This is a genomic window from Vibrio sp. 1641 (genome assembly GCF_033339995.1).
Taxonomy (GTDB): Bacteria; Pseudomonadota; Gammaproteobacteria; order Enterobacterales; family Vibrionaceae; genus Vibrio; species Vibrio alginolyticus.
Window position 1 is genome coordinate 128,022 of record NZ_JAWOVP010000005.1, and the last position, 13,869, is coordinate 141,890.

A 13,869-nucleotide genomic window follows, 5' to 3' on the forward strand; every position below is an offset into this window, starting at 1 on the left:
CAAAATATGACCAATAACATCACTCCTATTCATGAGTACAAAAAATACTGGGCAGAGTGTTTTGGTACGGCACCTTTCTTGCCGACCAGTCGCAAAGAAATGGATGCCCTAGGATGGGATAGCTGTGACATTATCATTGTAACCGGTGACGCTTATGTGGATCACCCAAGCTTTGGTATGGCTATCATTGGCCGCCTGCTAGAAGCACAAGGTTTCCGTGTCGGTATCATTGCTCAACCAGAATGGCAAAATAAAGATGCGTTCATGCAACTTGGTAAGCCAAATCTGTTCTTCGGGATCACTGCGGGTAACATGGACTCCATGATCAACCGTTACACAGCGGATAAAAAGCTTCGTCACGATGACGCGTACACACCAAATAACGAAGGTGGTAAACGCCCAGACCGCGCAACGTTGGTATACTCTCAACGTTGTCGTGAGGCTTACAAAGAAGTACCTATTGTTTTAGGTGGTATCGAAGCCAGCCTACGCCGTGTGGCACACTACGATTACTGGTCAGATAAAGTTCGTCGTTCAGTACTGTTTGATGCAAAAGCAGACATCCTACTTTTTGGTAACGCAGAACGCGCACTTGTCGAAGTAGCACATCGCATCGCAAACGGCGAAGATATCAGCACCATGACCAATATTCGTGGTACTGCCGTGAACTTGCCAGCGGCGCCAGAAGGCTACACGGTTATTGATTCTTCTCGCATTGAAAAACCTCGTAAAGAAGCGTTCATACCAAAGAACCCATACGAAGTAGAAACTCAGTGTGAAACTAAAAAAGACGAGCCAGTTGCACAACCAATCACGATTCGCCCATCACGCCACGATGCTGCGACGACTGCGGTCCGTTTACCTTCGTTTGAAAAGCTAAGAAACGATCGCATTCTTTATGCACATGCAAGCCGTGTATTGCATTTAGAAACGAACCCGTACTCTGGTCGAGCGTTACTTCAAAGCCATGGTGATCGTGAACTTTGGGTAAACCAAGCTCCAATTCCATTGACGACCGAAGAGATGGACTTTGTGTTTGGCCTGCCTTACGCGCGTGTTCCTCATCCTATGTACGGCAAAGCAAAAATTCCTGCGTACGACATGATCAAGACGTCTGTGAACATCATGCGTGGTTGCTTTGGTGGCTGTTCTTTCTGTTCGATTACCGAGCATGAAGGTCGAATCATTCAAAACCGTTCGAAAGAGTCTATCATCAACGAGATTGAAGAAATTCGCGACAAAGTTCCAGGCTTTACCGGCACAATTTCCGATCTTGGTGGCCCGACTGCAAACATGTACCGCCTGGGCTGTAAAGATCCAAAAGCGGAAGCGAACTGTCGTCGTCCTTCTTGTGTATTCCCGGGCATCTGTAACAAGCTAAACACAGACCACAAACACACGATCGATTTATACCGCGAAGCGCGTAAAGTTGAAGGCGTGAAGAAAGTGATGGTTGCATCTGGCGTACGTTACGACCTTGCGATTGAATCACCAGAATACGTGAAAGAGCTCGTTACTCACCACGTAGGCGGTTACTTGAAGATTGCACCGGAACATACAGAGAAAGGTCCTCTTGATCTGATGATGAAGCCAGGCATGGGTACGTACGATCGCTTTAAAGAGATGTTCGAGAAATACAGTGCAGAAGCAGGCAAGAAGCAGTACTTAATCCCTTATTTTATCTCTGCGCACCCAGGCACAGAAGACGAAGACATGCTGAACCTTGCTCTGTGGCTCAAAAAGAACAACTTCGAATGTGACCAAGTACAAAACTTCTACCCTTCGCCAATGTGTAACGCAACGTCGATGTACTACTCAGAGACAAACCCTCTGAAACGCGTGAAGTACAAAAAACGTGAAGATGTACCTGTAGCAAAAGGTGAACGTCAACGTCGCCTACATAAAGCGCTGTTGCGTTACCACGATCCAGCAAACTGGCCAATGATCCGTGAAGCCCTAGTCAGTATGGGTAAAAAACATTTGATTGGTGACAAACAAGGCTGTCTCGTTCCTGCAGAAGACATTGAAGCACAAACACCTGCGCAACGTCGTAAATCTGGTCGTCACGGGGCAAACCGCTTTGCAACCAAACATACCAAAAACCAACCAGGCTTCGGTGGTCATTTGAACAAACGCTCTGAAGGCGGTTCAAAAGATGGTAAACCATCTGGTAACCGTAACGGTTCTGGCAAAGCTACAGGTGGTCAACGCCCTGCAAGCAACGGCCAACGTCCTAGCGGCAACGGTGCAAACCGCCCGGCAGGTAGCAAGCCACAAGGCCAAGGTCGCCCACAAGGACAAGGCAAACTAGCTGGTCAACGTAAACCAAAGCGTCGCTAATTATTTAGAGCTTAAATACTAGAAAGGGCTCCAGAGTTAACTCTGGAGCCCTTTTGTTTTGTCAGCTCATTGAGGCATCACTAATAACTCAAACTTTGATTCAATCAATACAAAAAATGGTAAACACCAACCAACTTATTGGAAAAACAAACAATTATTTGATTGAAGCAAAACCATAAAAATATAACTCATTGATTTTTAATTGCTTTATTTTGGTGCGATATTTGCGTAACAGAGTAAAACTCTTAAACATGGGCTAACGATGAATAATCCACTTCCCCCAAAAACTTCTATGTTCTGGTATGACAACAGCTATACCTATGAGGAGGCCGTTCAGGCATTTGAAAGAGATGGTACACTGAAATCGCTGAATATCGTTCCAACCACGGAATCCGATGATCTTGCTGGCTCCCCCCCAGAGCGCAGTATGTTTTGGGAGGGAGAAACAAAAAAAATCGATCCGCCACCGCCGTCTGAACCAGAGCCTCTCAATTTAAAAACTGAGAAAGAAGCAACGGAAGCATCACCTGCGCACTTTATCCCAGTCCGCTATGCCATCGATCAGCTAGAAACAGAAGAGACACAACCTTTTGGTTTGCCTGAAGAATGGAAAGGCCAAGGCCCAGCCAAACTCAATACCGTTGGTTACACCCTGCGTCAACTGCGCGACGGTTGGCTGTATGTGTATGATGCAATCAACAAAAGCTTAGACGAATACGAAATCAAAGGAACGCAATTCACGCTCTATAAGTTGGGAGAGTCAGAAAGCCCAAAATCAGAGCAGCGTGGGACACCACAAGATGCAAAGCCCTTCCTTACTTACGTCAACGGAAGCGTACTATCGATTTGCTTCTCTGAGCACCGGTGGACATGGCACACGTTCATGCGCGTACTTAACAATCCGAGTAATCATATCGATCGCATGCAAACCATTGTTCTGTCCTCAAACGAGAATCAGCACAACATTGCACCAATAGATAAGTTAACCCAAGTCGCTGATATTGAATCTTCTGCCGTCGATGATGGTCGCTTTACGGATTCTGGCATCGCCACCAAAGCAGATGAAGATGGTTCTGTCTTTAAACCTGTCGCAGTCGAAAGCGATTTAACCTCTGCGATTCCAGAAGAAGAATCAGGCTACTTCGTCGCGATAAAAGATTACGCCGCAGACATTCAAGATATGTCACTGCATTTTGTTGGTGCCGCAAGCCCTTACCGCCTTTTCACTGACCAGTTTTCAAACCAGTGGAACTTGATGCAGACCGCCATGCAACTGTGTATGTTTGGTGCAAGTGACGAGATAGACATGCCAGCTAGCGTTAAGCGTAACGGCGAAGAGCTGTCGTTTTATACCGACATGGCTGACTATTATGACTCCTCTCACCAACTTGATTTGGCAGAGCAGAACAAAAGCTCAGTTCAGTCCGGCTATCCTGCTAAATTTTCCGCTGGAGCGATTGAATCACACCAACATACCCAAAGTGACATTGCTAAAGCGATACAGGACAAATATCGAATTTCTGCGAGCCGTTTTGGTAAATACGAACAATGGATAGCGACTGAACGCTGGCGTCAGCAGCTCAACTGGAAGCAAATGCTGAGCGAGATGCAAGAGCTGTCAGAACAAAAAGAAACCATGCTAGCCCAAGTGGTTTCGGTCAAACGCGACTTTATCGCAGTAATGGAGTCCTTAACGCCGCATCATCTCGAAAGAACCTTCGACCTATACAGCGAAGACACGCAGTACAGCTTGTATCAACTACACAAGCAAGCGGTTGAGTCATTTACTTTGGTGATACAAGAAGAAGACCGCCAATGGGCTGAAAGCCAATGGGAGAAACCAACCAGTTTACTTGCTCTCTATGCCTCTGGGTTTAGTCGTAGTTTATTTAAAGTGATGGAGAAGAATATTACAGAGGCGCTTGATGAACAGTCGATCGTCTCAGGAAATCCTGATCCTGATAATCAGTTGATGGACCAGATATCTGATACCAGCAACCGCGTGAATATGTACTCTAAGATCATGGACTTTGTTTCCAACCCAAACACTGCGGAAACAGCCTTTCTCAAAGATATCGCCAAAGGTTTCCAAGAGCTGGATATTATTTTTAAATCTGCAATAGGTGCGCTTGCAAAAGGCGTTGTAGAGTTTGGTGTTAGCATGACCTCACAAGTATCAATTTCGCTGATGCCTGTTTTCGCTAAACCTCTGAACCGTCATAGCTATTATTTATTTGCCGTTATTGCAGAACATATGGCACACAATATGCCAGTTACTGTAAATGAAAGCTACGCTCGCGATTTTAAAAAATGGAAAACACGCGTAAATGATTACCCAAGTGAGCTCAAGAAAAACGATGCGGTCATTGCTGACTTCCAGAAAAACAACCGCAAAGCCGACTCTAAATACACAACAGCTTTAAAAAATAAAAAGAGAATTAAGAAGGCACTCGCTGTAGCTACATTGGAGTACCCACAGTACATTGAGTTACCTGATGATCTACCTCAAAGAACCATCGAGCTTAGAACGCGGATCGTGATGAATAAGCTCAATGATTTGAATAAACTGTTCGAGAATGCCGGTGGTCTAGGCTTTATGGCATTAGTATTTAACTGCATCGCGCTTGGTGATGCCATGAGTAGTATCCAAGACACTGGGTTAATGTCCTCAGATGAATTTTTAGATATCCAGCAAAAGCTTTTATATACAGCCAACGCTTGGACGGGGATTCGCACGGGTAAATTATGGGATAGTGTGAAGGGTGATCCTCGGTTAAGGTCACATTCATATAAAGCATTAAAAGAGTTAGTAAATAATAATGCCCGTGGTTTTGATAACTTGATCCTTGATGACTTAAAGGTATTCAATAAATGGCTAGCTGTGACCGGAGTTATTGGAGCTCTTGCTTCGGGTATAGAGGCCTATCGTTCATGGAAGAACATAGACGGTTTACATGGGAGCGCAAGAGTTGTCGAATACTTCAACTTTGCATCTTTAGTTGGATTGACAATTGTAGGTGGGTTTCAAGCTATCGGTGGATTAACTGGGATTTGGTCTGCAAATATTCTGTTTGGAGGTCCGATCATGTTTGTCATTATGGGCCTTACTGCAGTTTACCTTCTTAGTAATCATATAATGAGTAAACTTAAACAAGATGATTATCAAAAGTGGTTAGATAAACTTCCTTGGGGCTATCACCCAGATAAAGCCCTGTGGAGTCAATCCTCAAGCTTGGTAGAGAGAGAAAAGCATAATTCTTCTTTAGTGCAAGAGGCTCTTTTTGAGTTAAAAACCATAATGGATAAACCTTTGATCTGCCAAATACCATTGATGCGTACCGTTCCGAATTCAACAACACAGTATCCGGCAGTAAAACAAGAATTGTTTGGTATTGAGCTACATATCCAAGTTCCCACCAATACAGCAAGAGATGGAATAAAACTTCGGACAAATACTTCTGTAACAGAGGGAGGACTGGGGTCGGGAGCTTGGCACACTGGAGTAGATCTAGAAACGTTGGATAGTTCAACAGATTCCTCAGATTCTCAAAGTGTCTATAAATTGACTTTACCAATGAAAGACTCGGCTAAATATTTAGCATTTGAGATAGAATACATTCTTGATGAGAAGAGCGAATTTAACCGTAAGTACTGGTTCCAAAATAATGCAAAACAGCGTGCAACTTATACAGCAATTTCAGACAATACCAAACAAGCAACGATCAGAAGTTCATTATCTTCGATTAATAGTGAACTTAGCTTACAGGAGTAACCTTTGGCTTATTTACCTTTCTATATTACCCCAGAAGAATTTTCAGCATACCAAGAAGAGCAGGAGCAAAAAATTCTTAACGGGATGAATCTGACAGTCTGGCATAAGCACGATATTGAAGAGCCTTTTCGATACTTATACCTATCAATTGCTATAGCTGCTGTCAGTCCATTATTTTTCCTTACCTATTTCCTACATGATAGTAGTGAAATGATCTTAACTTACATTTTATCGGGGCTGACGATAATCATGTCTGGTGTGTCTTATCTGACATTTGGTTTGGACAATCGGTATGATTACACCTTCTCCGATCGCGGGTTAGTCATAAAAAAACGACGTAATTTACCGAATTGGGTAAACTCCGCGGCTCAAGTCATGGGCTGGATTGGAGCAATAGTTTGTGTCGTGATGGTTGGAGTTGCTGGACCGATGGTTCTTGTCGGAGCCGGTGGCTTTATATTGGTTTCATTTGGTATGCTTAAACGCAAGCCTGATGAACCAACAGAAGTAAGAATCGGAGAACGTGAAGACTGGCTCTTTGCTGATTACAATAAGAAAAGAAAAGTAATTAAGTTCTTTTTTAAGCATGACACATGCGAATATATTAATATAGAACATACTAAGATTTCACGCTTACACAACCGATTCCACTATTACGTATTTTTCAAAACCGTGTCTGACTTAGAGTCTATGGTCAATCAGCTAGCTACAGAATATAAGCTTGACTGTACGGAAGTCGCCGACCACAAAAAGCTATTTGAAGCTAAGCCAGAGGCTAGACTGTTTGGCACGCCAGTTTGTTATAAAGAATATCAAACCGAAGAGGTATTTGATTTAAGGGCGTCAAATGCCCCACTTCCTGAGCGTGAATACCTTTACAACGGCAAGTGGCAAACGGAATCTGAAATCGAACAATCAAAATCTGAACTAACGGCAGCCAAGGTATAAACCTTGGCTTATTTACCTTTTTACATCCCCCATGAAAAGCTTTAGGTTTACTCTGATGTACAAAAAGAAAAATTGGTTCAAATAACGAATTTTTAACTCGAGGATAGGAGAGTAAGCCCGAACCTTTCTATCCTCTACTAAACACCCATTTTGCACTGAGCAAATAATTGCTCACCATGCCTGCCAATATGCCTAAGCTCAAAGCCAAATAGACCATCAACCCTTGCGTTCCTAGGGCGAGCGTTACGCCTTTGAACACAATAAAGTTCGGCAAAGCACTGATACAGGCACTCGCCATAAATTTTTGCCATTGAGCGAAAGGGTTGGTTTTTTCTGCTTGAGAGAAAGTCAGCCAGCGATTGCCAAGCCAAGTCGTGGTTGCTGCAAACAAAAATGCTATCCCACGAGCCAGCATCAGATCCAGACCAAACCAATGGAACAACACAGAAAAGATAAGGGTGTCGACCATAAAGCCGACACCACCTACTAGAGCAAACCTTGTTAACGAAGCAAACCTTTCCAGCGAAGCAAATTTTGGTAATTTGCGCATTCCGTTACCCAACCACACAAGTGTAGAGTGAGCGTTTCGATTTTGCTGTGAACTCATTGGTACAACTCAACGCATTTTCATGAATCATGCTATCCACTTGCTGCGATTTACCAATCAGGTGGAATTTCTTCAGATTGTTTAAGTCATTCTTATCTTCAAGCTTTTTCGCCTGACCATGACTATAGAACTGACCTGAGAACGGGCGCTTACCAATGTAGAAGACCGGAGCGTTGTCATTAATTTGCGCGAAGATGATGCGATCGCTGCGGCTATCTGCTTTGCCCATATTCAAAACCAACATCGCAATCATAAGCAGGGCTGGCAACACCGCTGCCGTTCCGGTCAGCCATTTGAAATCGTGTTTATCCACCAGCATTGCAATCAAGATACCCAATGCAGGCACACCCGGTAGCACGTAAGCAGGCAAAATATTCCCAGCCATGGTGAACAAGATCATTGGTGAAATCAGCCAACACATCAGGAAGCTAAATAGACCTTGATGATCCGTTTCAATGGCTTTGAGTACCTTACGACGTTTCCTTGCCAAGATAGGCAATACAATTGACCAAGGCGCAGCCGATTGCAGCCAGAATCCCCAGATCATCCCACGTGGTTGATCATGAGCAGAGCCATACAGGTCCCCTTCCCAACCGCTGACAACAAAACGCTTAAAGTGCTCGCCAACAATAAAGTAATCAATAAATCCAGGCGTCGCCATTTCAGCCATGATGTACCAAGGTAGAGCAATCGCCAGCATGAGCGCCAACCCCAACACAATTGGAAAACGCTGCCACAAGGCTTTGAAGGCACCGAAGAAACCATGCTGAATCACAAGCCAAGGAAACACTGCGATGCCCATGATCACGATCGCCACCGGACCTTTTGCTAACAGCCCGCAAGCCAAGCCAAAGAAACCGAGATAACCCCACAATCGGCTGTGTTTGTCTTTGCCAAGCCAGCAGTAGTAAAAGCCGACCATCGCCATGGTCATTGCCAATGTCAGTGCCATGTCTGTCATCACTGCACCCGCCGCAATTGAAAAGATGCCACACGTCGCCAATACCAACGCTGCGATGACTGCGTTAAAGCCAGCGCGATGCGCCATGGCTGCAACAAAAATAATAGTCGCGACACCCGCCAACCAATGAGGCGCGCGCACTGCGAATTCATTCAATCCAAACAACTCAATGCCGTAAGCACTCATCCACGTGAACAGGGGTGGCTTCCCCCAAAAAGGCACGCCATAATCAAACTGTGGGGTAAGCCAATTGCCTGTTTCCACCATTAAGCGCGCCATTTCGCCGTAGCGGGCTTCGGTGGTGTCCATCAAAGGGTAAGCGGCAAGTGAAATAAGACGGAGTAAAAGAGCAAACGCCAACAACAACCACAGATGGGTTTTATTAATACTCATGATTACGCGGTTTCTCCCAGTTTAAACTTCATGGTTTGGATGGATTGATGTTTTGCAGGCTGCTCGTAAACAGACTGAACAAGATAAAGAGGACGTTGCTTGGTCTCGATAAAAATGCGGCCAATGTATTCGCCCAAAAGGCCAATCGACAGCAGTTGCACACCGCCCAATGCAAGTTGGACGACCATCATGGATGGGTAGCCAGTGACAGGCTCACCAAATACAACAGTTTTCATCACTATGAATGCGCCATAGATAAAGGCACTGAACGCCACCAATGCACCGGCAAGTGTCGCTAAACGCAAAGGACGAATGGAAAACGAGGTAATGCCGTCCATTGCAAGGCCAATCAGCTTGAGGTAGTTCCATTTGGTTTCACCACAGAAACGAGCGTCACGCTCAAACTGAACCGTCACTTGCTTGAAACCCGGCCAAGAAAAGATGCCTTTCATGTATCGGTTACGCTCTGGCAACGCATTGATGTGTTTAACCACTTTTGCGCTCAGTAAACGGAAATCGCCCACGTTCTCAGGCACATCCAATTTCGCCATGCTGTTAAGCACTTTATAAAAGCAAGCGGCCGAGAAGCGTTTGAACCAAGTTTCACCGTGGCGTTCGCTGCGCTGCATGTTCACCACGTCATACCCTTCACGCCATTTTGATACCATTTGCGGGATCAACTCCGGCGGGTCTTGCAAGTCGGCATCAATCACGATCACCGCTTCACCTTGGCAGTGTTCCAGGCCAGCGCTCATGGCGGACTCTTTGCCGAAGTTACGGCTTAGTGCAATACAACGAACGTCGCTAGAAGATTGAGAAAAGTTTTGCGCGATCATTAGGCTCTCGTCTTTGCTGCCGTCGTCCACATAAACGATTTCACAGCGTTCTGGCATTTCATCCAAAACGGCGGCTAAACGACGATGAAATTCAGGTAAGACTTCTTGCTCGTTAAAGAATGGCACCACAACAGACAAAACTGTTTTAGGCTCAGTGTGTTGGCTCACCTTTGAAAAGGTTGCAGCGTGAATGTTGAAGGTTGACATGCTACTCTTCCACTAAATCCGATGAATGAATCCAGTCTACAAACATCAACGTGAAAGAGATGTTATTGACATCTTTTTCACGTCCTTAGTGAATAATGTTCGGTTAAGACGAAATCTTATTTTCGAGCACCTGCCCACTTGGAGAGAAATACATGAAACGCGTACTTTTAGTCGAAGATAATCGAGAAATCGCAGGCATGCTGTTCGATTATTTTGAGTGTGCAGGTATGGAACTCGATTATGCAGACAACGGCGAGCTCGGCCTGAAACTGGCGATGGAAAACACCTTCGACATCATCTTGCTCGACCTCATGCTGCCACGCATGGATGGCCTGACCATGTGTAATAAACTTCGCGATGCGGGCAACAACACACCAGTGATTATGCTGACGGCACTCGATAGCCGTGACGATATGCTCAAAGGCTTCCAACACGGTGCGGATGACTATCTGACCAAACCCTTCGATCTGGATATTCTAGAAGCGCGTATGATGGCACTGATCCGTCGTTACCGTGGCACTGTCGCGTCGAGCAAGTTGGCATACGGCGAAGTCTCTATCGACCAAAAAACGCGTAAAGCTTACCGCCAAGATAAACTGCTAGCGCTAAACCCAACCACATACACCATTCTGGAAATGCTTGTGAAAAGCGCGCCAGACGTAGTGACACGCGAAGAAATCGCCTTCCAACTTTGGCAAGAGAACGAGCCGAACAACGACGTTCTGCGCAGCCACATTTACCAACTGCGTAACCAACTTGATAAGCCATTTGAACAACATGTGCTGATCACCGTACCGAAAGTCGGCTTCCGCTTGGAGACAGGTGCATGATCAATCGCTTACTTGCTAGCACGCAAAGCACACAAAGTATGACAGGGCGACTCGCTCTGTTTTTCTCTTTTGTGTCTGTCGTGATTGGCATCTTCTGCTTTTTGTTGATTACCGGCTCCCTGCTTTGGTCTGAAGACCGCGTGGGTGAACGCCGTATTATGGTCGACAAAAAAGAAGCGATTGAACATTTCCAGTCCCATCCTGAGCAAGGCAGTATTCAGCTTGACCTGCTCACCACCGCCTACAACGACATCTCATTGGTTGCCGAGCGTTACCAAAAATACCTGATTGGTCAAAAGCACTTTCTTGATGAAGTAGAAGACGGCGAATACTCGCGCATGGTTTACATGAGCACTTACACCTACAAAGGCGTTGAACATCCTGTGATTCTGGTTTCCTTGATTGATGAAATCGAGATCACCTCAGAGGAATTCATTCTTGTCGTCGCTATGGTGCTGTCCATTGTCGCCGTGCTGGTGTTTCTGTTTGGTAGTCTGCTGCTGCGTTTATCACAGCGCTTGATTGAACCCGTCAATGCGCTCAAAACTCAACTCGATCATCACCAAGGCGATGCCACGCAAACTTTTAGTGTGCCAGAGGGTTCGGCCAAAGAGTTCCAAACTCTTGCGGATGAGTTGAATGAGTACCGCCACAAAATCAACCAAGTTATCAAGCGCGAGCAAGCCTTTGCACGATACGCGAGTCATGAACTGCGTACACCGTTAACCGTGATGAAAGGCTCAAGCAGCTTACTGGCGAGAAGTGCGAACACGGATTTCCAAACCCGCCAAGTGAACCGAATTCAGGATGCAACGCAGCAGATGTCGACCATGGTGGATGCCCTACTCGGCTTAGTGCGTTACGAGCGTAATGCAGATGATTCACCAGTGCGCAGCATCACCGAAGAAGAACTCAACCAAATCATCTTCCAAAGCCAAGCTCAGGCGGACGAGAAAGCACTTAGCTTTGATGTACAGATAGACGGCAACCCTAGAACGCGCGCGACCAATGCCGTGTTGACCATTATTCTTGGCAACCTGATTCGCAACGGCATCGCCGCAACACCTTCGGGATCAATTCATATCAATATGGATGAAAACACCATTTCGGTGCGCGATGAAGGTGAAGGCTTTTCAACCATTCCACATTCTGATGGGCACGGATTAGGTTTGATGATTGTGGACGATTTGTGCCAACGCTATGGCTGGCAATTTAAGATTGGTACACATCCAGAAGGTGGTTGTGAGGCAAAAATTAACCTCGCAACAGAACATCAGGAATAACCGAAATGGAAGACCTGAAACCCAGACTTTTTATCTGGGTTTAATGGCGTTACACTACGCGCCCTTTTTAAATGGCAAAGGTGACACGGTTTATTCCGTCAGCATCGACATGAAACTCTCAGAAAGTCCTATCACCCAACATAGCTTTAATGGGCACAAATTTTTCCTTAAACGTGACGACATGCTCCACTCCCACTTTTCTGGGAACAAAGCACGTAAGTTTATGACGTTAATGGAAGAGCAAAATCCCGACATCACCACGTTAATAAGCTTTGGCTCCGCTCAATCTAATGCCATGTACTCGCTAGCGGCTCTCGCCCAGATTAAAGGTTGGGCATTTGAGTTTTATGTTCATCACATTCCACCTTGGCTAAAAAGCTCCCCCATCGGCAACTATCGCGGCGCTCTCGATTTGGGTATGAAAATCACCGCCATGCAAGACATCGGTAGCGAACTTCACCCTAGTGAATACATCCACCAGGTACGAAGAGTAGATGAGTCGACATTGCTGATTCCAGAGGGTGGACGTTCCCACCTCGCTGAAGCTGGCATCAAACAGTTAGCACGAGAAATTCTTGATTGGACGCGATTGAGAGGTAAAGAGCAGTTTACGGTCGCCCTGCCATCAGGTACTGGAACGACGGCTTTATATCTTCATAAACATTTAAGCCCACACGGCATAGAAGTGCTAACTTGCCCTTGCGTAGGCGATGCAGATTACTTAACTGAGCAGTTCAACCAGCTCGGTGAAAACAGCCACCCAACCATTTTAACCGTGCGCAACAAACACCATTTTGGTCGCTTGTACGAAGAAGATTACATCACATGGAAAGCACTCTTTGAGCAAACCGACCTCGAATTTGACCTGTTATACGACCCGTATATGTGGCAATGCCTCACCCCTTGGTTGGAAGAGAACACAGATAAAACGGTGATTTATATTCACCAAGGCGGGTTACTTGGCAACGAGTCGATGTTGCCAAGATATCAACGAGAATTTGAATAGCGTGTTCAAATAAAGTTGTTGCTGATTACAGTGATTCCACTATTTGATGAGCGCCAGAATTTCTTTGAATTCAGGTGCTCGGCAATCTTCGACCATTTCATACAAACACATTTCTAACCCAGTGAGCACCACACCGTTAGCGGTTAACTTCGCAAGAGCGAGCGCTTTATTGGCAGCGGTTCGGGAAGAGACACAATCCGTGACTAATTCAACGCGATAACCGGACTGGCGCAGAGAAACCGCGGTTTGATAGACGCAAATGTGGGATTCAATACCGCAAACCAACCAGGTATCAACTTTCGCGTTCTCCACCGCGACCTTAAACGTCGCCTCTTTGCAACCATCAAACGTGTACTTGGTAATAGGTAAATGCGTGCTTTCAAGCACTTCACGAATCGGCTCCGCGGTTGGGCCCAACCTTTCTGGATTCTGTTCTAGCCACAGAATAGGCAAATCTAGTGCTTTGGCGCCCTTTACCAGTTTCGTGATATTTTCAATCAGTGCGTCGCTTTCATGCATTAATGTAGCGAGTTTGCCCTGAACATCCACCACAATCAGGCCCGTGTTTCCTTTCGATAACATTTCCATCTCCTATCTTGTGCGACCACAAACCATACTCAACAAGTTGAGCAACAGTTAATGTATCAGAACCCTTTCATGTTAGAGCAATAAAACCTAGAAAGATG

10 protein-coding genes are annotated in these 13,869 nt (G+C 45.6%); 6 read left to right on the plus strand and 4 right to left on the minus strand.

Going from position 1 to position 13,869, the window contains the following annotated elements; translation table 11 throughout:
- Nucleotides 1–6: 6 nt before the first annotated feature.
- The 3 genes from R7Z47_RS12935 to R7Z47_RS12945 all read left to right on the plus strand — a co-directional run bounded on the left by R7Z47_RS12935 (nt 7) and on the right by R7Z47_RS12945 (nt 7,060).
- On the plus strand, nt 7–2,340 hold the full coding sequence (locus tag R7Z47_RS12935; protein ID WP_042522835.1) for a YgiQ family radical SAM protein: 2,334 nt from the start codon (nt 7–9) through the stop codon (nt 2,338–2,340).
- Between the two features lie 262 nt (nt 2,341–2,602).
- Nucleotides 2,603–6,112 carry a T6SS effector BTH_I2691 family protein gene (locus tag R7Z47_RS12940; protein ID WP_318130121.1) on the plus strand — a complete coding sequence of 1,170 codons (3,510 nt, stop codon included), beginning with the start codon at nt 2,603–2,605 and terminating at the stop codon, nt 6,110–6,112.
- Between the two features lie 3 nt (nt 6,113–6,115).
- Complete coding sequence (locus R7Z47_RS12945; RefSeq protein ID WP_170897277.1) at nt 6,116–7,060, plus strand: hypothetical protein; 945 nt, start codon at nt 6,116–6,118, stop codon at nt 7,058–7,060.
- A gap of 127 nt (nt 7,061–7,187) precedes the next feature.
- On the opposite strand, the gene R7Z47_RS12950 is transcribed toward R7Z47_RS12945, so the two are convergent.
- From R7Z47_RS12950 to R7Z47_RS12960, 3 genes are read right to left on the minus strand one after another with little or no spacing between them, the layout of a single operon-like run.
- Nucleotides 7,188–7,610: a GtrA family protein gene (locus R7Z47_RS12950; RefSeq protein WP_033905699.1), complete on the minus strand. Its 423-nt coding sequence runs from the start codon at nt 7,608–7,610 to the stop codon at nt 7,188–7,190.
- 4 nt (nt 7,611–7,614) lie between these two features.
- Nucleotides 7,615–9,021, minus strand: a complete 1,407-nt coding sequence (locus R7Z47_RS12955) for an ArnT family glycosyltransferase (RefSeq protein WP_170897276.1) — start codon at nt 9,019–9,021, stop codon at nt 7,615–7,617.
- Nucleotides 9,022–9,023: 2 nt separating this feature from the next.
- Nucleotides 9,024–10,064: a glycosyltransferase family 2 protein gene (locus R7Z47_RS12960; RefSeq protein ID WP_170897275.1), complete on the minus strand. Its 1,041-nt coding sequence runs from the start codon at nt 10,062–10,064 to the stop codon at nt 9,024–9,026.
- A 152-nt stretch (nt 10,065–10,216) separates the two neighbouring features.
- On the opposite strand from R7Z47_RS12960, the gene R7Z47_RS12965 reads away from it, so the two are divergent.
- The 3 genes from R7Z47_RS12965 (at nt 10,217) to R7Z47_RS12975 (ending at nt 13,183) form a co-directional block, all read left to right on the plus strand.
- Complete coding sequence (locus tag R7Z47_RS12965; RefSeq protein ID WP_170897274.1) at nt 10,217–10,894, plus strand: response regulator transcription factor; 678 nt, start codon at nt 10,217–10,219, stop codon at nt 10,892–10,894.
- Nucleotides 10,891–12,177 carry a sensor histidine kinase gene (locus R7Z47_RS12970; protein ID WP_047103340.1) on the plus strand — a complete coding sequence of 429 codons (1,287 nt, stop codon included), beginning with the start codon at nt 10,891–10,893 and terminating at the stop codon, nt 12,175–12,177. The genes R7Z47_RS12965 and R7Z47_RS12970 overlap by 4 nt, the downstream gene beginning before the upstream one ends.
- Nucleotides 12,178–12,286: 109 nt before the next feature.
- Nucleotides 12,287–13,183: a 1-aminocyclopropane-1-carboxylate deaminase/D-cysteine desulfhydrase gene (locus tag R7Z47_RS12975; RefSeq protein WP_170897345.1), complete on the plus strand. Its 897-nt coding sequence runs from the start codon at nt 12,287–12,289 to the stop codon at nt 13,181–13,183.
- Between the two features lie 39 nt (nt 13,184–13,222).
- On the opposite strand, the gene R7Z47_RS12980 is transcribed toward R7Z47_RS12975, so the two are convergent.
- On the minus strand, nt 13,223–13,765 hold the full coding sequence (locus R7Z47_RS12980; protein ID WP_005457944.1) for a hydrolase: 543 nt from the start codon (nt 13,763–13,765) through the stop codon (nt 13,223–13,225).
- Nucleotides 13,766–13,869: the final 104 nt, after the last annotated feature.